This is a genomic window from Jiangella alba (assembly GCF_900106035.1).
GTDB lineage: Bacteria > Actinomycetota > Actinomycetes > Jiangellales > Jiangellaceae > Jiangella > Jiangella alba.
This window is the reverse complement of sequence record NZ_FNUC01000004.1, coordinates 3,691,075-3,710,715: the sequence shown is the minus strand read 5'-3', so window position 1 is coordinate 3,710,715 and position 19,641 is coordinate 3,691,075. Positions and strand designations below refer to the sequence as shown.

The 19,641-nt window shown below is 74.2% G+C and carries 18 protein-coding genes; 5 read left to right on the top strand and 13 right to left on the bottom strand.

Translation table 11 applies throughout. The features are described 5' to 3' along the window. Positions 1–20: 20 nt before the first annotated feature. Complete coding sequence (locus tag BLV02_RS34785) at positions 21–2,201, bottom strand: ABC transporter ATP-binding protein (RefSeq protein WP_069111292.1); 2,181 nt, start codon at positions 2,199–2,201, stop codon at positions 21–23. 156 nt (positions 2,202–2,357) lie between these two features. Here BLV02_RS34785 and BLV02_RS34780 point away from each other — a divergent pair, with 156 nt between their 5' ends. Then, positions 2,358–3,065 (top strand): GntR family transcriptional regulator, encoded by a 708-nt coding sequence (locus BLV02_RS34780; protein ID WP_069111293.1) that lies wholly within the window; start codon positions 2,358–2,360, stop codon positions 3,063–3,065. On the opposite strand, the gene BLV02_RS34775 is transcribed toward BLV02_RS34780, so the two are convergent. From BLV02_RS34775 to solA, 10 genes are read right to left on the bottom strand one after another with little or no spacing between them, the layout of a single operon-like run. Then, positions 3,037–3,417 (bottom strand): cupin domain-containing protein, encoded by a 381-nt coding sequence (locus BLV02_RS34775; protein ID WP_069111294.1) that lies wholly within the window; start codon positions 3,415–3,417, stop codon positions 3,037–3,039. The genes BLV02_RS34780 and BLV02_RS34775 overlap by 29 nt on opposite strands. After that, the gene (locus BLV02_RS34770) at positions 3,414–4,361 is read right to left on the bottom strand and encodes a threonine synthase (protein WP_245737822.1); all 948 of its coding nucleotides are present in this window, start codon (positions 4,359–4,361) and stop codon (positions 3,414–3,416) included. Before BLV02_RS34770 ends, BLV02_RS34775 begins: the two co-directional genes overlap by 4 nt. Further along, complete coding sequence (locus BLV02_RS37905; RefSeq protein ID WP_245737823.1) at positions 4,358–4,618, bottom strand: hypothetical protein; 261 nt, start codon at positions 4,616–4,618, stop codon at positions 4,358–4,360. Before BLV02_RS37905 ends, BLV02_RS34770 begins: the two co-directional genes overlap by 4 nt. Further along, the gene (locus tag BLV02_RS34765; protein ID WP_069111296.1) at positions 4,615–5,595 is read right to left on the bottom strand and encodes an aminopeptidase; all 981 of its coding nucleotides are present in this window, start codon (positions 5,593–5,595) and stop codon (positions 4,615–4,617) included. The genes BLV02_RS37905 and BLV02_RS34765 overlap by 4 nt, the downstream gene beginning before the upstream one ends. Next, complete coding sequence (locus tag BLV02_RS34760; RefSeq protein ID WP_083288597.1) at positions 5,592–7,151, bottom strand: ABC transporter substrate-binding protein; 1,560 nt, start codon at positions 7,149–7,151, stop codon at positions 5,592–5,594. The genes BLV02_RS34765 and BLV02_RS34760 overlap by 4 nt, the downstream gene beginning before the upstream one ends. Further along, positions 7,144–7,881, bottom strand: coding sequence for an ABC transporter ATP-binding protein (locus tag BLV02_RS36960; protein WP_069111298.1), 738 nt, complete (start codon positions 7,879–7,881; stop codon positions 7,144–7,146). Before BLV02_RS36960 ends, BLV02_RS34760 begins: the two co-directional genes overlap by 8 nt. Continuing rightward, a complete protein-coding gene (locus BLV02_RS34750) occupies positions 7,878–8,816 on the bottom strand; it encodes an ABC transporter ATP-binding protein (protein WP_069111299.1) in 939 nt (312 codons plus the stop codon). Before BLV02_RS34750 ends, BLV02_RS36960 begins: the two co-directional genes overlap by 4 nt. Beyond that, complete coding sequence (locus tag BLV02_RS34745) at positions 8,813–9,694, bottom strand: ABC transporter permease (protein WP_083288598.1); 882 nt, start codon at positions 9,692–9,694, stop codon at positions 8,813–8,815. Before BLV02_RS34745 ends, BLV02_RS34750 begins: the two co-directional genes overlap by 4 nt. Next, the gene (locus BLV02_RS34740; protein ID WP_216094210.1) at positions 9,691–10,689 is read right to left on the bottom strand and encodes an ABC transporter permease; all 999 of its coding nucleotides are present in this window, start codon (positions 10,687–10,689) and stop codon (positions 9,691–9,693) included. Before BLV02_RS34740 ends, BLV02_RS34745 begins: the two co-directional genes overlap by 4 nt. A gap of 24 nt (positions 10,690–10,713) precedes the next feature. Beyond that, positions 10,714–11,904 carry an N-methyl-L-tryptophan oxidase gene (solA, locus tag BLV02_RS34735; protein ID WP_069111300.1) on the bottom strand — a complete coding sequence of 397 codons (1,191 nt, stop codon included), beginning with the start codon at positions 11,902–11,904 and terminating at the stop codon, positions 10,714–10,716. A gap of 141 nt (positions 11,905–12,045) precedes the next feature. Here solA and BLV02_RS34730 point away from each other — a divergent pair, with 141 nt between their 5' ends. The 4 genes from BLV02_RS34730 (at position 12,046) to BLV02_RS34715 (ending at position 16,478) form a co-directional block, all read left to right on the top strand. Beyond that, positions 12,046–13,224 carry a helix-turn-helix domain-containing protein gene (locus tag BLV02_RS34730; protein WP_069111301.1) on the top strand — a complete coding sequence of 393 codons (1,179 nt, stop codon included), beginning with the start codon at positions 12,046–12,048 and terminating at the stop codon, positions 13,222–13,224. A gap of 104 nt (positions 13,225–13,328) precedes the next feature. Beyond that, a complete protein-coding gene (locus tag BLV02_RS34725; protein ID WP_074946913.1) occupies positions 13,329–14,498 on the top strand; it encodes a cation diffusion facilitator family transporter in 1,170 nt (389 codons plus the stop codon). Positions 14,499–14,557: 59 nt separating this feature from the next. Next, the gene (locus BLV02_RS34720) at positions 14,558–15,253 is read left to right on the top strand and encodes a hypothetical protein (RefSeq protein ID WP_069111303.1); all 696 of its coding nucleotides are present in this window, start codon (positions 14,558–14,560) and stop codon (positions 15,251–15,253) included. 712 nt (positions 15,254–15,965) lie between these two features. Continuing rightward, entirely contained in the window at positions 15,966–16,478 is a 513-nt protein-coding gene (locus BLV02_RS34715) for a VanZ family protein (RefSeq protein ID WP_069111559.1), read from the top strand. Here BLV02_RS34715 and rhmD read toward each other — a convergent pair. After that, positions 16,426–17,619 carry an L-rhamnonate dehydratase gene (rhmD, locus tag BLV02_RS34710; RefSeq protein ID WP_069111304.1) on the bottom strand — a complete coding sequence of 398 codons (1,194 nt, stop codon included), beginning with the start codon at positions 17,617–17,619 and terminating at the stop codon, positions 16,426–16,428. The two genes, BLV02_RS34715 and rhmD, sit on opposite strands and share 53 nt — an antisense overlap. Beyond that, positions 17,616–19,634: a bifunctional rhamnulose-1-phosphate aldolase/short-chain dehydrogenase gene (locus tag BLV02_RS34705; RefSeq protein ID WP_069111305.1), complete on the bottom strand. Its 2,019-nt coding sequence runs from the start codon at positions 19,632–19,634 to the stop codon at positions 17,616–17,618. Before BLV02_RS34705 ends, rhmD begins: the two co-directional genes overlap by 4 nt. Positions 19,635–19,641: the final 7 nt, after the last annotated feature.

The following is a 19,641-nucleotide window of genomic DNA, read 5'->3' as shown; positions in this document are numbered from 1 at the left end:
TTCGGTGGCGTCGGCGCCGGTCAGACCGTCGCCGGCTGGGCCGGATCGGGGGTGGGCGACGCGGCGATCTCGTCGGCGAGATGGCAGGCCGTCCAGTGGCCGGGGCGCTGCTCCTCCAGCGGTGGCGGAGTCGTGTCGCAGAGCCCGGGCCGGGCGAACGCGCAGCGTTCGTGGAACCGGCAGCCCGGCGGGGGCGCCACCGGGCTCGGGGGGTCGCCGGCCAGGGGTGCCGGACGGGACCGCCGGTGCGGATCGGGGACGGGGACGGCGTCGAGCAGGCCGCGCGTGTACGGGTGCCGCGGCCGGCCGAAGACGTCGTCGCGGCCGCCCAGCTCGACGATCTGGCCGAGGTACATGACGGCCACCCGGTGCGCGATGGTCCGGATGACGGCCAGGTCGTGCGAGATCACCAGCAGCGACAGGCCCAGCTCGGCCTGCAGCCGCGACAGCAGCGTGATGATCTGCGCCTGCACGGACACGTCGAGCGCCGACACCGGTTCGTCGCAGACGAGGACCTGCGGGTCCAGCGCCAGCCCGCGGGCGATCGCGACCCGCTGCCGCTGCCCGCCGCTGAGCTGGTGCGGGTAGCGCCGGCCCAGCTCGCGCGGCAGCTCGACGACCTCCAGCAGCTCGGCGGCGCGGGCGCGCTGCTCGGCGGCGGTGCCGCGGCGGTTGATCCGCAGCGGCTCCGCGACGACGTCCTCGACCCGCAGCGCCGGGTTCATCGACGCGGCGGGGTCCTGGAACACCATCTGCGCGGTGCGACGCAGCTCGCGCAGCCCGGCGGCGCTCATCGAGTCCAGCACGCGGCCGCCGAACGCGACGGTGCCCCCGCTGGGCCGCTCGAGCCCGAGCAGCGCCCGCGCCAGCGTCGACTTGCCCGACCCGCTCTCGCCGACCAGCCCGAGCGTCCGGCCGCGCTCCAGGTCGAGCGTCACGCCGTCGACGGCCCGCACCGGCGCGGCGGCGCGGCGCCACGAGCTCCGGCCGCGGTAGTGCACCCGCAGCTCGTCGAGCGCGACGACGATCGGAGACGCGGGAGCCGCGGCCGAGGCGGCGTCGGGCGCGCCGGCGGTGGGCCCCGGGCCGGCCGCGCCGGCCGCCGCTCCGCGCGCGCGGACGTTGTCGGTGCCCGCCCGTAGGGTGGGCCCCACCCGGGCCGGGAGGGGTCCACCTACCACGGCGGCCAGTTCGCCACCTCCGGCGCTCAGCTCGCCGGAGCGGTGGCACGAGACCGCGTGGCCGCCGCCCGCCGCGAGCGGCAGCAGGGTCGGGCGGGCGGCGGCGCACGGTTCGTGGGCGTGGTCGCAGCGCGGGGCGAACACGCAGCCCTCGGGCTGGGTCTCCGGGTCCGGCAGGCCGCCCGGAATCACCTCCAGCTGCGACCCCGCCGGGGCGTCCAGCCGCGGCATCGCGCGCAGCAGGCCGGCCGTGTAGGGGTGGACGGCGGCGTCGAAGAGGTCGGCGCACGGGGCCTGCTCGACGACCCGGCCGGCGTACATGACGGTGACGCGGTCGGCGAGCTGGGCGACGACGCCGAGGTCGTGGCTGATCCAGATGACCGCCATGCCGCGGTCGCGGCGGATCCGGTCCACGAGGTCGACGATCTGGGCCTGGACGGTGACGTCGAGGGCGGTGGTGGGCTCGTCGGCGACCAGTACGCGAGGTGAGCAGGCCAGCGCCATCGCGATCATGACCCGCTGGCGCATCCCGCCGGAGAACTGGTGCGGATAGTCGTCGGCGCGGGTGCGGGGGTCGGGGATGCCGACCTCGCCGAGCAGCTCGACGGCCCGGGCGTGCGCCGCGCCGCGGGAGACGTCGGCGTGGGCGCGGATCGCCTCGGCGATCTGCCGGCTGACGGTGTGCACGGGGTTCAGCGACGACATCGGGTCCTGGAAGATCACCCCGATCTCGGCGCCGCGCACGGAGCGCAGCTCGCGTTCGTCCATCGCCAGCAGCTCGCGGCCGCGCAGCCGGATGGACCCCGCCACCTCCGCGTTCTCCGGCAGCAGCCCGAGCGCCGCCATCATCGTGACGCTCTTGCCCGAGCCCGACTCACCGACGACGGCGAGCGTCTCGCCCTCGGCGACGGACAGGTCGGCGCCGCGGACGGCGTGGACGTCGCGGCCCGCCGCGCGGAAGGTGACCCGCAGATCGCGGATGGCCAGCAGCTCGACGCCGGCGGGCGTCGAGGCGGTCATCAAGTAGCCTTGCGCCGAAGAGCAGCAACGGGTGGAAGATCGCGGGTCGTCAGCCTCGGGTGGATGCGCATTTCTGGCCCCTTCCGATTGTGATGTGTCAGGTAACATACGAGTGATGCATCACCGTGGCAAGAGCCGCGAGGAGAGGTAACGCGGTTGACACATACAACCGAGGGGGCGGCCGGAGCCACCGCCACAGACCTGGCGTACGAGCGCCTGAAGCGCGCGATCCTCACCTGCGCGCTGGCTCCGGGGAGCGAACTGCGCGAGGCGCTGCTGGCCGCTCAGCTGGGGGTCGGCCGCACGCCGGTGCGCGGCGCGCTCGGCCGGCTGGTGCAGGACGGCTTCGTCGAGGTCCGCCCGCGCAAGGGCTACCGGGTGACGGACCTGAAGATCACCGACGTGAACGAGGTGTTCGAGCTGCGGCTGCTGCTCGAGCCCGCGGCCTGCGAGCTGGCCGCCACCCGGGCGCCACGCCCGGCCATCACGGCGATGCACTACCTCGCCCACGCCGAGTACGACCACACCGACCCGGCGAGCTACGAGCGGTTCATCGTCGACAACCGCGAGTTCCACGTCCGGCTGGCCGAGGCCGCGGGCAACCACCGGCTGGCCCGCTCGATCCGCACGCTGCTCGAGGAGATGCAGCGGCTGTTCTTCCTCAGCCTGACGCGCGAGGACACCAGCAGCGAGCAGATGCACGAGCACCTCGAGCTGTACGACGCCATCGTCGCCGGCGACGCCGAACGCGCCCGCCGCCTCAGCGCCGAGCAGATCGAGCAGAGCCGCCGCCGCGTCATCGAGGCGCTGATCACCGGCTTCTCGCCGGCCACCGTCACCGGGTCGGCGAACCTGGGGCTGTGACGGCGGGCGGCCCCCACACCAGCACCAGCGTCGCCGGCCGGTCGGTGTGGTTGAGCACGCCGTGCTCCTCGCCGGGCGCGGCGTAGAGGGCGTCGCCCTCGTGCAGCTCGGCGGTCTCGTCGCCGGACGTGACCCGCACGCTCCCGCGGACGACGAGGTACAGCTCGGCGAGCGAGTCGTCCTCGTCGTGCGTGTGCGGGCCCTCGCCGGCGCCGGGCGGGAACTCCCAGACGTGCACCGACACCGGCAGCCGCGAGACGCCGGGGAAGTAGCGGTCGATGGTCAGCTCGCCCGGCCCGTCGTGCACCTGCGGCGCCGTGATCGCCTGCTCGCCGCGGCGCTGGATCCTCATCGCGCCGCCACCTGCTCGACGTGGGCGGCCAGCGCGCCGGCGTCCGCGGGCAGCTGGACCGGCGCGGGACGCGCGGCGGCCATGACGGCCGGGTCCTTCACCGCGATGGAGGTCGAGACGGCGACGACGACGCCGCCGGCCCGCTGCGCCACCTCACGCGCCGCGGCCACCGCGACGGCGGCCGCGGCCTCGACGGCCAGGCCGGTCTCGCGGCCGAGGCGGACCTGTTCGGCCAGGTAGACGGGCTCGTCGACGGCGACGGCCCAGCCGCCGGAGGTGCGCAGCGCCCACAGCCCCTGCCAGTGCGCGCTGTCGCTGCCGATCGAGAACGCCGCCGACTCCTGCCGTTCGACGGTGACGAGGTCCTGCTCGGCCGGGTCGTCGAGGGCGAGCGCGGCGCTGAACGCGGCGCCGGTGCTCGCCTCGGCCGCGACCATGGCCGGCCGCCGCGCGATCAGCCCGGCCGCGGCCAGCTCCTCGAAGCCGCGGGCGATGCCGGACATGAGGTCGGCCCGGCTGGTCGGCACGACGACGGCGGCGAGGTCGTCGCCGAGGTCGCGGGCCAGCTCGTAGGCGAGGCTCTTGTAGCCGGCGTTGCCGTACGGGTTGCCGCCGACCCGCGGGTCGGTGAACGTCACCGGGTACCAGCCCAGCTCGTCGATGCCGATCCTGGTCATCGCGGAGCGGCCCTCGAAGCCGTCGGCGGCGACGAGGATGGCGCCGAAGTGCTCCAGCAGCGCCTGGAAGGCCGGCGGCAGCGGCCCGTAGGTCGGGACGACGGCGCGCAGCCCGGCCCGCGCCGCGTAGGCGGCGGCCGCCAGCCCGGCGTTGCCGCTGGACGGCGCCACCACCGTGGCGGCGCCGGACTCGGCCGCCTTGGTGGTCGCGGCGCTCATCGCGCGGTCCTTGTGCGACCACGTCGGGTTCGCGCCCTCGTTCTTCAGCCAGATCCGCCCGGACGGGTCCAGCGGGAAGCACGGCGTGTTCCCCTCCCCAGCGTGACCGGGGTGGCGACGCCGGACAGCGGCAGGGTGTCCGGCCAGCCCCAGGGCCCGCCGCGGAACGTGCGCAGGTCGCGTCCGGTGAGGTCGGCCAGCGGCGGGACGAGGTTGACGTGGCGGCCGTCGCCGGCGCAGTGGGGGCAGCCGCTGGTGCCGGAGCCGGGCGCGGCGCACCGCGGGCAGACGAGGTCGTCGGTCATCGGGCGCCTCCAGCGCTCGTCGGGTCGGTGTCGAGCAGCCAGTGGCCGGCGTCGAGGACGCGGTGGCCGTCGACGTCGAGGGTCGGGTCGACGATCACGACGTCGCGGTGGATCGGCACGTAGACGGTGCCGCCGAACGCGTCGCTCGCGCCGAACGCCACGTGCGCGGTGCCCAGCACCTTCTCGTCCTCCAGGACGTTGCCGGTGAAGGCGGCGCCGTCGTTGGTGCCGACGCCCAGCTCGGCCAGGTTGGTGCCGTCCCGCCCGTGCGAGCGCAGCAGCTCCAGGAACGCGCCGCCGTGCGGGCCGGTCGCGTCGGTGAGCTGCCCGTCCTCGACGGTGAGCAGCATCGGCTCGGGCAGGATGCCGGCCGGCGTCACGCTGCTGGCGGCGATGCGGCCGTGCCCCGTCGCCGGCGAGATCGCCGCCTCGCCGCACGGCAGGTTGCCGAACGCCTGCGGCGCGGTCAGGTCGCCGTCGTCGGCGATGCCCTGCCGGCCGCCGATCCGGAACCACATGTCCGTGCCGTTCGGGCAGGTCAGGTGGGCCGTCCCGGCCAGCGTGAAGAGCTCGGCGGCGGCGAGGCCGCGGGCCCGCAGCGCCGGCAGGTCCACCGCCATCGCCCGGGTCAGCATCGCCGCGGTCACGCCGGGCAGCGTCGCGCCGCGCGCGCCACGCGCCGTCGCCTCCTTGCGGGCGTTCATGTGCGACAGCGACTGCCGGGTCGCGACGATGAAGACGTCCGCCGCGGCCATCGCGCCCGCGACCGGCCGGGCCGGCTCGCCGTCGAGGCGCTCCTCGATCAGCAGCAGCACGGCCTCGGCGTCGCGCGCCCGGCTGCCCTGCCAGATCGCCTCGGCCAGGTCGCGGGTCGCCGCGTCGCCGACCACCAGCACGTGCTCGCCCGGCCGCACGGCGAAGCAGTGGTCCAGGACGGTGCCGATCGCGCGGTCCAGCCCGGCGTCGGTGACGGTCATGGCTGCGTCCTCCAGTCCAGGTGCAGGTAGACGGCCGACGGCTCGTAGTCCCGCCAGGTGTCGGAGACCACCGCCGACGCGCGCTTCACCGAGACGACGATCGCGTACGCCTGCCGGGCCATGACGATGTCCTGGATCTGCCGGAGCAGGTCGTACTGCTCCTCCTCGTCGAACGCCAGGGCCAGCTGGTCGGCGAGCGCGTCCAGCTCGGGGTCGGCGATGCCGCCGGCGTTCCGCGAGCCGTCGGAGGTGAGGTAGTCGTGGATCACCCCGACGACGGCGCCGCTGGTGCCGTAGTAGCCGGTCCGGAACAGCGCGATGTGCCAGCCGGTGTCGCCGTCGTAGATGGAGGAGATGTCGTCCAGCTCCTCGATCTGGATGCCGATGCCCGACTCCTCCAGCTGCGAGCGCAGCGCGACGGCGATCGCCGGCAGGTCCGGGTCGGCGCGGTAGGTGTAGAGCGTCAGCTGCAACGGCACGCCGTCTCGGGCCCGCATGCCGTCGGCGCCGACCACCCAGCCGGCCTGGTCCAGCAGCTGGCCGGCCCGGTCCGGGTCGTACGCCTGGTTCGACACGGCGTACGGCAGCTGCATCGGGTACATGCCCTCGGCGACGTCGTGGAAGCCGTTCATGACGGTGTTCGCCATCTCCTCGTAGTCGATGGCCGCGCTCAGCGCCTGCCGCACAGCCGGCTCGTCCATCGGGCTGCGCTGCACGTTGAGGATCAGCCGCGGGCCGAGCGTGCCGTCGCCGGTGACGAAGTGGGCGGCGGACGAGTTCTCCAGCGTGCCGGCCGACTCCGTGGGCGGATAGAGCGCGACGTCCACCTCGCCCGACTGCACGGCCAGGACCCGGGCCTGCGCGTCGGAGATGAACGACACCTCGACGCCCGGCAGCGCGGGCTCGCCCTGCCAGTAGTCGTCGTAGCGCTCCAGCACCATGCCGGACGACGTCAGCTCGGTCACCCGGTACGGCCCGGTGTGCATGCCCAGCCCGACCAGCGCCTGCGGGTCGCCCGCCGCCGACTCGTACGCGGCGACGTCGTAGATCGGGAACATGTCCTCCTGCGCCAGCAGCGCGGGCAGGAACGACACCGGCGTCGAGGTGGTCAGCACGACGGTGTCCGGCCCGGTGGCCGCGGCCGTCGCGCCGGGCACGATCGGCGGCAGCACCGGGTTGTTCGCCAGCTGGTGGTTGATCGCGGCGGCGACGGCGTCGGCGTCGCACGGGCTGCCGTTCTGGAACGTCACGCCGTCGCGCAGCACCAGCTCCCACTCGGTGGGCGTGACCGCCTCCGCGGACTCCAGCAGCCACGGCTCGACGACGCCGTCGGCGGTCGGGCGCATCAGCAGCTCGCCGTAGCCGAACTCGGGCGCCCAGTACGCCTCGGTGATCGGGTCCAGCGACCCGATCGCCCAGGTCGTGGCGATCCGCAGCGGCCGGTCGGTCTCACCGGCCGGATCGGTGGCCTGCCCTTCGACGGCACATCCGGACAGGACCGTCACGGCGAGGGCCGCGGCAACCGCCAGCGCCCGCCGTCCAACTCGTCTACTCATCGGTGCCCCTTCGCGCGTGGACGAGCGGCCGCAGCACCTCTTCGGCGACGACGCGGCCGCGGTTCATCCGCAGGATCCGGTCGGCCAGGACGCTCAGGCGGTCCTGGTCGTGACTCACGATCACGAGCGCCGTGCCCTGGTCGGCGGCCTCCCGGAGCACCCGGGTGACGCCGGCCGCGGTGGTGACGTCGAGGCTGGCGGTCGGCTCGTCGGCGACGACGAGCGCCGGTCCGGCCACGAGGGCACGGGCGATGGCCACCCGCTGGCACTGCCCGCCCGACAACTGCGTCGGCAGGCAGCGCACGTCGAGGTGGTCGAGACTCAGCCGGGCGAGGTGCTCCCGCGCGGCGGCCATGCGTTCCTGCTTGGACATCCGCGGCCGCCCGACGGTGAGCGGCTCGGTGACGGAGCGCCAGATCGGCCAGCGCCGGTCGAGGCTCGCCACGGGATCCTGGAAGACCGGCATCACGTACCCGGGCCGCGGCGGCCGCGGCGTGCGGCCCTCGGCCCAGATGTCGGCGCCGCCGAGCCGGACGGTGCCCGCGTGCGGCTGCTCGAGCCCGGCCAGCAGCCGCAGCGTCGTCGACTTCCCGCAGCCCGACGCCCCGGTGACGCCGACGATCTCGCCCGGGTGCACCGCCACGGTCAGGTCGACGACGGCGTGGTGGACGTGGCCGCGCTGGCCGTAGGTGACCGAGAGCCCGCTGCCCTCGACGACGGGGGCCGTCACGACCGCTCCACCGCGTGGCAGGCGACGCCGTCGGTGAGCAGCGGCAGCAGCTCCCGGCACTGGTCGCCGGAGTGGGCGCAGCGGGGTGCGAACGAGCAGCCGGGCAGCTGGTCGGCCAGCGACGGCGGCGTGCCGGGCAGCTCGCGCGGCAGGCCGGCGCCCGGGCGCGGGGCGGCCAGCAGCAGCGCCCGCGTGTACGGGTGCCGCGGCGATCCGATGACGTCGCCGGTGCGGCCGGTCTCGACGACCCGCCCGTGGTACATGACGGCGACCCGGTCGGCGTGCTTCGCCACCAGCGCGAGGTCGTGGCTGACCAGCAGCAGCGCGTTCGACGCGGCCCGCAGCGCGGCCAGCACGCCGTCGCTGAGGTCGGCGTCGAGCGCACTGGTGGCCTCGTCGGCGACGGTGAGGGCGGGCCCGTGCACCGTCGCGCCGGCGATGGTGGCGCGCTGCAGCATGCCGCCGGACCACTGGTGCGGACGCAGCCGGGCCCGGTGCTGCGCGTCCTCGATGCCGAGCTCCGCCAGCCGAGCCGTCACCTGCCCGTCCGGTGGTCGCTGCCCCTTCGCCCGCCAGCCCTCCTCGACGTGGTGGGCGACGGTGCGCAGCGGGTCGCAGGCGGCGTACGGGTCCTGGGCGACGTAGGCGACGTCGGTGCCGCGCAGCCGCCGCAGCCGCCGGCTCGAGGCGCCGACGACCTCGGTGCCGCGGATGCGCACCGATCCGGCCACCCGCGTGCGCCGCGGCAGCAGGCCGAGCAGCGCCCGGGCGACGGTGGTCTTGCCGCAGCCGGACTCCCCCACCAGTGCCAGGCACTCGCCGTCGCCGAGGGCCAGGCTCAGCTCCCGGACGGCGCGGGCGCCGTTCGCGTAGGTGACGTCCAGCCCGTCGACGGACAGCACGGGCGCCGTCACGACGCCGTTGGTCTCGTTCATCCGCGCCTCCAAGCCGGGTCGACGACATCGCGCAACGCCTCGCTGATCAGTACGGCCGCGCCGACGGCGAGCATCACGGCGAGGCCGGGCCCGAGCGCGAGCGTCGGCATCTGGGTGAGCGCGAAGCGGCTCTCGGCCAGCATCTGGCCCCATTCGGCGGTCGGCGGCTGCACCCCGAGGCCGAGGAACGACAGCGCCGACAGCCCGAGGATGATCGCGCTGAGCTCCATCGTCGCCGCGATCGCGACCTGCACGGTCACGCCGGGCAGCACGTGCCCGACGGCGATCCGGACCCGGCCGACGCCGGCCATCCGCGCGGCGATGACGTCCGGCCGATCGTGCGCACCCAGTGCGTGGCTGCGGGCCAGCCGGGCCAGGTAGGCCCAGCCGCTGACGGTGAGCGCGATGATGACGTTGCGCAGGCTCGGGCCGAGGGTGCCGACGATCGCCAGCGCCAGCACCAGCGACGGCAGGCCCAGCAGCAGGTCGACGAAGCGGGAGATGACGGTGTCGACCCAGCCGCCGGCCAGCGCGGCCACCATCCCGACCACCACGCCGATCACGCCGACCAGCACGAACACCGCGAGCGCCGCGCCGAGCGTCGTCTGCGCACCGGCGACGACGCGGGCCAGCTGGTCGCGTCCGGCCTGGTCGGTGCCGAGCAGGTGCTCGGAGCTGGGCGGGGCGAGCTGGGTGTCGTAGCTGGTCTGGTTCGGGTCGGCGGTGAGCCAGGGGCCCACGAGGGCGACCAGCGCCAGCAGCACCGCGATGGCCAGCCCGGCCCGTCCGGACGGGTGCCGCAGCAGGCTGGCCCAGACGCCGACCGGCTGGCTGCCGGCGCGGGCGGAGCGGGCGACGAGGACGGGTGCCGCGGTCATCGCGCCGCCTCCCCCGCCATCGATCCGGCCGGCCGGCCGCGCTCGCGCAGCCGCGGGTCGATCGCCGTCGAGAGGAGGTCGACGGCCAGGCTGCTCAGCACGAACAGCAGCACGGCCAGCATCGTGAACGCCTGCACGACGGGCACGTCGCGGGCGATGATCGACTCGACGGTGTAGCGGCCGATGCCCGGCCAGGTGAACACCGTCTCGACCACCGGCGCGCCGGCCAGCAGCCAGCCGACGCTGACGCCGAACACGGCCAGGAACGGCACCGACGCGTTCGGCAGGGCGTGCGTCACGAGCAGCCGCAGCCGCCCGGCGCCGCGCGCCTCGGACACGTGCAGGTAGGTGGCCGACATCGACTCCAGCAGGCCGGCCCGCAGGATCCGCGCCCACGACGCCGCCGGCCAGGCCGCCAGCGTGATCGCCGGCAGCCACGCGTTCGACCACGTGCCGTCCGCGACGACGTTGCCGGCGCCCCAGCGCAGCACCACGACGTAGAGCAGCACGACGCCGATGACGAACGCCGGCGTCGACACCATCACCAGCGTCGCGACCCGGATGACGGCGTCCGGCCAGCGGCCCGCCGTCGCCGCGCCGAGCAGGCCCAGCGGCAGCGCGACCGCCAGCGCGATCAGCAGCGCCGCGAGGGTGAGGTTGATCGTCGCGGGGAGGTACACGGCCAGCTCGTCGCTGATCGGCCGGCCGGTGCGCCAGGACTGGCCGAAGTCGCCGCGCACCGCGCCGCCGAGCCAGTCCAGGTACCGCTCCCACGCGGGCCGGTCCAGGCCGAGGGCGAGCCGTTCGGCCGCGAGCTGCGCGTCGGTCGGGTCGACGACGCCGCGCCCGTTCAGCACCCGCCGGGCCGGGTCGCCCGGCGCCAGCGCGAGCAGCGACCACACCAGCAGGCTCGCCACCCACAGCGTCACCAGCATGTGCAGGATCCGGCGCGGCACCCGGCCCAGTCGCCGCCGTCTTCTCGGCATCTCGCTCATCGGTCCCTCGCCTTCATCCGGCTCTCACATCGAGTTGGAGCGGCTGACCTGCATTGGGGCCGAAGAGTAGAGGGCCGGTCGGTCGGCCCGGAAGGCCTCGACCGGGAACCGGCTGACGCCGTCGAGCGCCAGCTCGGTGAGCACCCGGCCGAGCAGCCCGGCGAACTTGCCCGCGTGGCCGGCTCCGGCGCAGACCAGCACGCGTTCGTGGCCGGGGACGTAGTCGGCGATGAAGTCGCGGTCCGGCGGGAAGTCGTAGCAGCAGACCCGCGAGTACAACTCCGGCCCGACGGCGGCCGGCAGGTGCCGGCCCAGGAACCGGCGGACCTCGTCGACCCGGCCCGGGTCGGTCCGGTACGTCCGCGTCTCGCTGGTGACCTCCGGCCCGACGCCGTCCAGCCCGGCCTTCACCGCGACCTCGCCGTACACCGGCAGCCCGTAGTAGAGCCGGCTGTCGTCGTCGATGAAGCCGAACACCGGGAAGCGGTCCGGGGTGAACTCGCGCACCTTGGGGGTGGCGAAGTACGTCACCTGCTCCTCGGTGAGCGTGATCGGCAGCCGGGTGCCCAGCAGCTCCAGCAGCTCCGGGTTCCAGGCGCCGCCGCTGAGCACCAGCCGGTCGGCGCTGAAGCGGCGGCCGTCGGCGATCGCGACCTCGACCCCGCCCGCCGTCTCCGTCAGGCCCGTCACCGGCGCGTTCGGCACGATCGTGACGCCGTTGTCGCGGCTGAGCGCGACGTGCGCGGCGGTCGCCTGGCGGATGTCGAGCACCCCGGCCTCCGGGTCCAGTACGCCGCGGTGGTGCGGCTCCAGCCGCCACTGCGGCCAGCGGCGCATGACGTCGGCGGCGCCCAGCTCCTCGTGCGGGAGGTTCGTCGCGGCCATCGCGGCGACGGTGTCGTCGACGAACGAGATCGACGGGGCGTCCTCCGACGCCAGGATCAGCCCGCCGGTCCGCTGCACCAGCCGCAGCCCGGTGGCCTGCTCGACGATGCTCCAGCTCTGGTACGCCGCCGGGGTGAGCGTCGTGTAGGCGGTGCGGGTGTACGTGTGCCGGATGACGCGCGAGTGGTCCTCCGACGCGCCCCGCGAATGGCCGAGGTCGAACTGCTCCAGCACCAGGACGTCGCCGCCGAGACGCCGGCTCAGCCAGTAGGCGGTGGCGGCCCCGATCGCGCCGCATCCCACCACGATCACCCGGTACCGGTCCGCCATGGGCGTCTCCCGTCGGTCGCCGGCGTCGCTGCCGGACTGTCGTGCCGGACAACCTAGGGCGCGGGAATCCGTCCGGTCCGCACCCGAACGTCGCAATCTCGCGGCCTTAGACTCGACAGATGTCGAGTCCGCGAGGCACGCATGCTCGATGAGCTGCAACAGCTCGTCGACGACCTCGCCACCGAGCTGCAGCGCTCGGTGGCGGTCGACGACGTCGCCATCCAGCTGCTGGCGGCCAGCGCCCACTACGGCGCCATCGACCCGCCCCGCATCGACAGCGTCCTCGCCCGCCGGGCCGACGCCGCCATCGTCGCGCACGTCCGCACGTTCGGCATCGACCACGCCGTCGACCCCGTCCACATCCCCGACAGCGCCGAGCTGCGCACGCTGCCGCGCATCGCGGTGCCGCTGCGCGACGGCTCGGACCTCTACGGCTTCCTCTGGCTGATCGACGCCGACCCGCCGGTGACGCCGTCCGAGCTGACCATGGCCACCAAGGGCGCCCGGGCGATCACCGAGCTGCTGCGCCACAACGCCGCCGAGCTCGACGACCTGCAGGCGCAGGACACCCCGCTGCTGGCCGGCCTGTTCGGCGACGACCGCGAGCGCCGCGACGCCGCGCTCGCCGCCGTCACCGGGCCGGACCGCCTCGGCGCCGGCGCGTCACTGCGCATCGCGGCCATCCGGTTCCGCGACGGCGACGACGACACCGCCGAGGCCGCCCGGCACGCCGTCACCCGGTCCGTCGCGCTGCGCCAGCTGATCGGGCCGGCGCTGGTGGCGCCGGTCGGCGGGTACCTCGCCGTGGTCAGCCGGGCCGGCCCGCGCCCGCCGTCGGCCGCCTGGCGCGAGCGGTTCTGGAGCACGGCCCGCGCGGCCGAGCCCGCCCTCGCCGTCGGCCTCGCCGACCAGCTGCCCGGCGAGTCGCCGGCCGCGTCGTTCGCCCGCGCCGCCTACGCCGCCGACGTCGCCCAGCGGGTCGGCGAGTTCGACGGCTTCGCCTGCTGGTCCGAGCTGGGCGCCTGGCAGCTGCTCTTCGGGCTGCCGTGGACCGCCGCGACCGCGCGCGAACTGCACCCGCCGCTCGCGCCGCTGCTGCGCCCGGAGCACCGGCTGCTCGCCACCACGCTGCTCACCTACCTCGACTCCGGCGGCGACGCCGCGGCCACCGTGGCCGCGCTGCACATCCACCGCACCACGCTCTACTACCGCATGGACAAGATCCGCGACCTCGTCGGCAGCTCCTGGTCGTCCGGCACCGGGCGGCTGGGCGCGCACGCGGCGCTCGTCCTCGCCACCCGCCTCGCGCCCGCCTCCTGACCGCACCGGCTCCAGTTCGGCCCAGCACCTTCCGCCCGTGTGATGTTTCAGATAACGTTGCCTGTGATGTATCACAGTGCCAACTCCTGGGGAGCGTCGCAGAGATGAACGACGAGCACGGACACGGCCACGGGCATGGGCACGGTCATGGCCACGGGCACGACGAGCCCGGTGCGCCCTCCACCGTGGCCGAGCCGGAGACCAGCGGCCACGGGCACGGTCATGGGCACGGGCACGGCCATGACGGCGTCACCCTGTGGGGCCGCGTCACCCACATGTTCAAGCCGCACGCACACGACCACACCGAGGCCATCCAGACCGCCGAGGAGGCCAGCAAGGAGGGCATCCGCGCCGCCTGGATCAGCCTCGGCGGCATGGGCGCCACCGCCGTCCTGCAGATCGTCATCGTCGCCATCAGCGGGTCGATCGCGCTGCTCGCCGACACCCTGCACAACCTCGGCCACCTCGTCACCACGATCCCGCTGGTGATCGCGTTCCGGCTGGGCCGGCGCACGCCCACCAAGAAGTACCCGTTCGGCTACCGCCGCGCCGAGGACCTGGTCGGCCTGCTCATCGCCGCCGTCATCGCGCTGTCCGCCGGCCTGATCATCTGGGAGTCGGTCGACGCGCTGGTGAACCCGCGTGAGCTGACGAACCTCGGCTGGGTGTTCGCCGCGGGCATCGTCGGCGCGCTCGGCAACGAGCTGGTGGCGATCTACCGCATCCGCATCGGCCGCAAGATCGGCTCAGCCGCTCTCATCGCCGAGGGCAACCACGCCCGCGCCGACGGCTTCACCTCCATCGCCGTCGTGCTCGGCGTCATCGGCGTCTGGCTCGGGTTCCGTCAGGCCGACGCGATCATCGGCCTGATCATCGCGGTCGCGATCCTGTGGATCCTGGTCGAGTCCTGCAAGTCGGTCATCCGCCGCCTCATGGACGGCGTCGAGCCCGGCCTCGTCGACGACATCCACCGCGTCGCGGCCCGCGTCCCCGGCGTCCACTACGTCGACGCGATCCGCGCCCGCTGGAGCGGCCACCGCCTCGAGGCCCAGGTCACCCTCGGCGTCGACGCCACCCTCACCGTCGCCGACGGGCACCAGCTGGCCGAGGAGGCGCACCACGAGCTGCTGCACACCATCCCGCACCTCAACGACGTCAGCGTGCACATCCACCCCACCTACGGCGGCGTCACCCCACCCGAGGCGCACGAGCTGACCCACCACCACAGCTCCCCCGAGGCGCGCCGTGCCTACCAGGAGGCGCGCGGCCTCTAGGCTGACCCGGTGCTCGTCCACCAGCCCGCCGCCGCCTCGGTGCCCCCGGCGGCGGGCCGGTGAGCACCGGCGGGGCGGTCGCGCTGCTGCTGGTGCTCGTCGCGTTCCTGGTCGCGCTGGCCGTCCTGGTCCCGATCCGGCGGCGCAAGCGGCGCCGGCTGGCGGCCACGGCCGGCGTCATGGCCGAATTCGCCGCCGTCAACGGCATGCGGTTCGGCCGCACCGAGCCGAACCTGCCGGCCCGGGCGCCGAGCATCAACGACATCGTCGGCGACCCGCTGGTGTACGTCGATTTCCACCTCGACGGCACCCTGCGCGACGTGCCGTTCCAGGCGTTCCAGGTGCGCCGCCCGCCGCCGCGGCAACACGCGGAGACGTTCGAGGTGTCGACGCGCACGCCCGAGTACACGGTGCTGCTGGTGCCGCGCCCGGTGCCCGGCCCGGAGCTGCGCCTGGCGCCGCAGCGGCTGTCGTGGGCGACGGCGCTGCGGCGCGACCTCGAGGTGGGCGACCCCCGCTTCGACGCCGCCTTCCACGTCAGCACCGGCGCCCCCGACTTCGCCCGGCTCGTGCTGCGCCCGCCGCTGACCACCTGGCTGGCCACCGACCCCCGCGCCGCCGCCGCCATCGTCGTCTTCGAGCCGGCCGAGCTGATGGCGGTGCTACCGGGGCCGCTCACGCCGCAGGGCGCGATGGCGCTCGCGGACCTGATGACCGACCTCCGCCACCGCGTGCCCTGGACGATGCTCGGCTGAGCCTTGGTCCGTCGGCTGGGCTCTCGTTGGCTTGGTTCATACCGTTGGCCTGCCCCCTGCTGCTTCCAGTGTCGGGGGCGCGGGAGGCCGCCTCAAGCGGACCTCTATTGGGGCGCTTCGCGCAGCGGCGGACCGCTTGACCCGGCCGCCCGCGCCCCCGTTCAAGCAGCGTCAGGGGGCCGGCCGAACAATGGGCCCGGCTCCTACCCCTGTGCCACCTCAGCTCCGCCGGCCTCTCACCCTCGCTGGGTGGGATCGGCTACCGGCTCCGCTGTTGGTCCCGGTCCGCTGGCCGCTCACTGGCCGCCTCGGGTGTGGCGACCGGCTCCGCTCGGATCATCACTCGCTGGCCGCTCGCTGGCCGGTGCTGCTCCAAGATCATCCAGGTTTTGGGGCGTGATAGCACCCCAAAACCTGGATGATCATGATGCGGGAGCCGGGGCACGTCGCCCGGCAGCTGGCCTGGGACCGGCGACGGGGGCGCGAAGTGGCGCGGGCCAACGAGGTCGTTGCGCGAGCGTCGCGTTGGGGTAGGTATGACCCGCCCCTCTAGGGAGGGTGCCCACCCTACGGGCGGGCACCGACAGCGTCCGACGTCCGACTCCCACGTCCGACTTCCGACTTCCCACGTCCCACGTCCGGCGGGCGAGGTCCGGCGGGCGATGCGCTGAACGGCGGCGGGCGGCGGCGGGTGTCCGGCATACTCCGCAGCGTGATCTCGACGTTCCTGGTGGAGCATTCGTGGGCGGTGCCGATCGTGTTCGCGCTGCTGCTGGCCGGTTGCCTGCTGGTGGGCACCATCCTGCTCCGGACCGGTGACCGTGGCGTGCAGGTCACGCGCTGGCTGGCCGCGGCCGCGGTGGTCGCGGCGTTGGCACTGACGCTGACGCCGGGTGGGGCGCAGCCCGAGCGGACCTGCACCGTCCAGTTCGCCTGGCCGTCGCTGGGCGGCGTCGAGACGCTGGCGAACATCGCGCTGCTGCTGCCCGTCGCGTTCTTCGCCACCCTGCTGACGCGGCGACCGGTCGTGGTCGCCGCGGCGGCGTCGGCCGGCTCGGCGGTGATCGAGACGGTTCAGGCGCTGGTCCCCGCCATCGGCCGGGCCTGCGACACGACGGACTGGGAGATGAACACCATCGGCGCGGTGGCCGGTGCGCTGCTCGCGTGGTCGATCATCCGCGTACGGGCAGGGCTCGCCGCAGCGGCACGTCAGCGTCGAGGGTGAGGCCGAACCCGGGCTCGTCGTTCGGCGTGATCCAGCCGTCGACGGGCAGCACCTCGCCGGAGAACAGCGGTGCGTGCTGGCCGGTCACCGTGCCGCCGTCGTGGGACAGCACCGGGAACTCGGCGAGGTCGCCGTCGGGCCGGGTCGCGACGAAGTGGTACGCGGGCATGCCGCCGACGTGCGGGATGACGGTGACGCCGAAGGTCTGGGCGACCGCCGAGATCTGCACCAGCTCGGTCAGCCCGCCGCACCAGGCCGGGTCCGGCTGGACGACGTCGACGCCGGCCTCGCAGAGTAGGCGGAAGCCCTTCGCGATGTACTCGTGCTCGCCGGTCGCGAGCCGCATCGCCGGCGGCATCCGGTCGCGCAGGCGGCGCAACCCGGCGTAGTCGTCCGGCGGCAGCGGCTCCTCGATCCACGCGACGCCGAGGCCGGCCACCTCGTGCGCGAGCCGGACGGCGTAGTCGACGTCCAGCGCCATCCAGCAGTCGTACATGATCGGGAAGTCGTCGGGCAGCGCCGCCCGCGCCTGCGCGGCGATGTCGACGTTGGCCCGGAACCCGGCCTCGCCCTCGCACGGCGCGTACGTCAACGGCAGCTTGGCGCCGGCGAAGCCGAGGTCACGGGCGGTGGACGGCTCCGGGCCGGTCGCGTAGACGCGGACCGCGTCGCGGATCTTGCCGCCGAGCAGCGCGTGCACCGGCAGCCCGGTGATCCGGCCGTGCAGGTCCCAGATCGCGATGTCCACGGCCGAGATCGCGTGCAGCACGAGCCCCTTGCGGCCGTAGAGCAGCGTGCTGTTGAACATCCGGTCCCAGATGCGGCTGTGCGCGGACGCGCGCTCCCCCACCACCAGGTACTCGAGGTGCTGCTCGACGATGGCCGCCGTCGGCAGGCCGCCGGACGTCGTGGCGTAGCCGACGTTGCCGTCGGCGCTCTCGACCTCGACGAGCACCCGCTCGTTCGCCAGCGGCCCGATCGCGGCCGACCGGTTGTCGCGGAACTCCGCGTACTTCGTCATCGGGTTGGCGACCTTGCCCTGCAACCAGTGCACCGGCCGCTCGCCGGACGGCTCCTCCCGCGGCCGCGGCCGCTCCTCGTCCAGGTACGTGCGGACGGCGACGATGCGCTCGCCGCTCATCGGAGGAAGGCGGCGGCGACGCCGGCGTCGACGGGGATGTGCAGGCCGGTGGTGTGGGAGAGGTGGCCGGCGGTGAGGGCGTGGACGGCGTTGGCGACGTGTTCGGGGAGGACTTCGCGTTTGAGGAGGGTGCGTTGGGCGTAGAACGCGCCGAGCTGGTCCTCTTCGACGCCGTAGACCGCGGCGCGTTGGGCGCCCCAGCCGGCGGCGAAGATCCCGGATCCGTGGACGACGCCGTCGGGGTTGATGCCGTTGACGCGGATGCCGTGCTCACCCAACTCGGCGGCGAGCAGGCGGACCTGGTGGGCCTGGTCGGCTTTGGTGGCGCCGTAGGCGACGTTGTTCGGCCCGGCGAACACCCCGTTCTTGGAGGCGATGTAGACGATGTCGCCGCCGAGGCCCTGGGCGATCATGATGCGGGCGGCTTCGCGCGAGACGAGGAAGGAGCCGCGGGCCATGACGTCGTGTTGCAGGTCCCACTCCGCGGCGGTGGTGTCGAGCAGTGGTTTGGAGATGGACAGGCCGGCGTTGTTGACGACGAGGTCGACCCCGCCGAACGCCAGCACCGCGTCCTGGAACGCGGCGGCGATCTGCTCCTCCGACGTGACGTCCACGGTCACCGCCACCGCGGTGTCGCTGCTGCCGATGCTTTCGGCCACGGAGGTGGCGGCGTGGGTGTTGAGGTCGGCGACGATGACGCAGGCGCCGTCGGCGGCCAGGCGCTCGGCGATGGCCTTCCCGATCCCCGACCCCGCCCCGGTCACCAACGCGACCCGGGTGGCGAGCGGTTTCGGCGCCGGCATCCGGGCCAGTTTGGCTTCTTCCAGCGCCCAGTACTCGATGCGGAACTTCTCCGCCTCGTCGATCGGGGCGTAGGTGGACACGGCTTCCGCACCCCGCATCACGTTGATCGCGTTGACGTAGAACTCGCCGGCCACCCGCGCGGTCTGCTTGTCCTTGCCGTAGGAGAACATCCCCACCCCGGGGATCAGCACGATCGCCGGGTCCGCACCGCGCATGGCCGGGCTGTCACCGGTGGCGTGGCGCTGGTAGTAGGCGGCGTACTCGTCGCGGTAGGCCGCGTGCAGCACCCGCAACCGGTCCACCACCTCATCCAACGGCGTGGCCGGGGGGAGGTCGAGGACCAGCGGGCGGACCTTGGTGCGCAGGAAATGATCCGGGCACGACGTCCCCAACGCCGCCAGCGCCGGATGCTTGCCCCGGGACAGGAAGTCCAGCACGGTGTCGGTGTCGGTGAAGTGCCCCACCTGCGCCCGGTCCGTCGACACCAGCCCCCGCAGGATCGGCGCGAGCGCCGCCGCCCTGGCTCGCCGCTCGGCCGCCGGGAGCGGGTCGTACCCGTCCACGACCGGGCCGAACGGGTCCGGGCGGCCGCGCTCGGCCAGGAACGCCTCCGCGGTGCGGATCATCCACAGCGAGTTCGCCTCACACTCACCGCTGGTGGCGCCCCACGCGGTGATCCCGTGCCCGCCCAGCACACACCCCACCGCCCCCGGGAACTCGGACGCGATGGCGGCGATGTCCAGGCCGAGCTGGAACCCCGGCCGCCGCCACGGCACCCACACCACCCGATCGCCGAAACACTCCTTCGTCAACGCCTCACCATCGGCCGCCGTGGCCAACGCGATCCCCGAATCCGGGTGCAGATGATCCACATGCGGCGCGTCCACCAGGGCGTGCATCGCCGTGTCGATCGACGGGGCCGCGCCGCCCCTGCCGTGCAGGCAGTAGCCGAACGCCGCGACCAGCTCGTCCTCCCGCTCCACCCCCGGATACACCTCCACCAGCGCGCGCAGCCGGTCCAACCGCAACACCGCCAACCCCGCCTCCGTCAACGTCCCGAGGTCACCACCGGAGCCCTTCACCCACAACAACTCGACCTCACCGCCGGTGACCGGGTCGACCGCGGTGCCCTTGGCCGACGTGTTCCCACCCGCAAAATTCGTGTTCCGCGGATCCGACCCCAGCCGGTTGCTCCGCTCGATCAACTCCATCGGGACA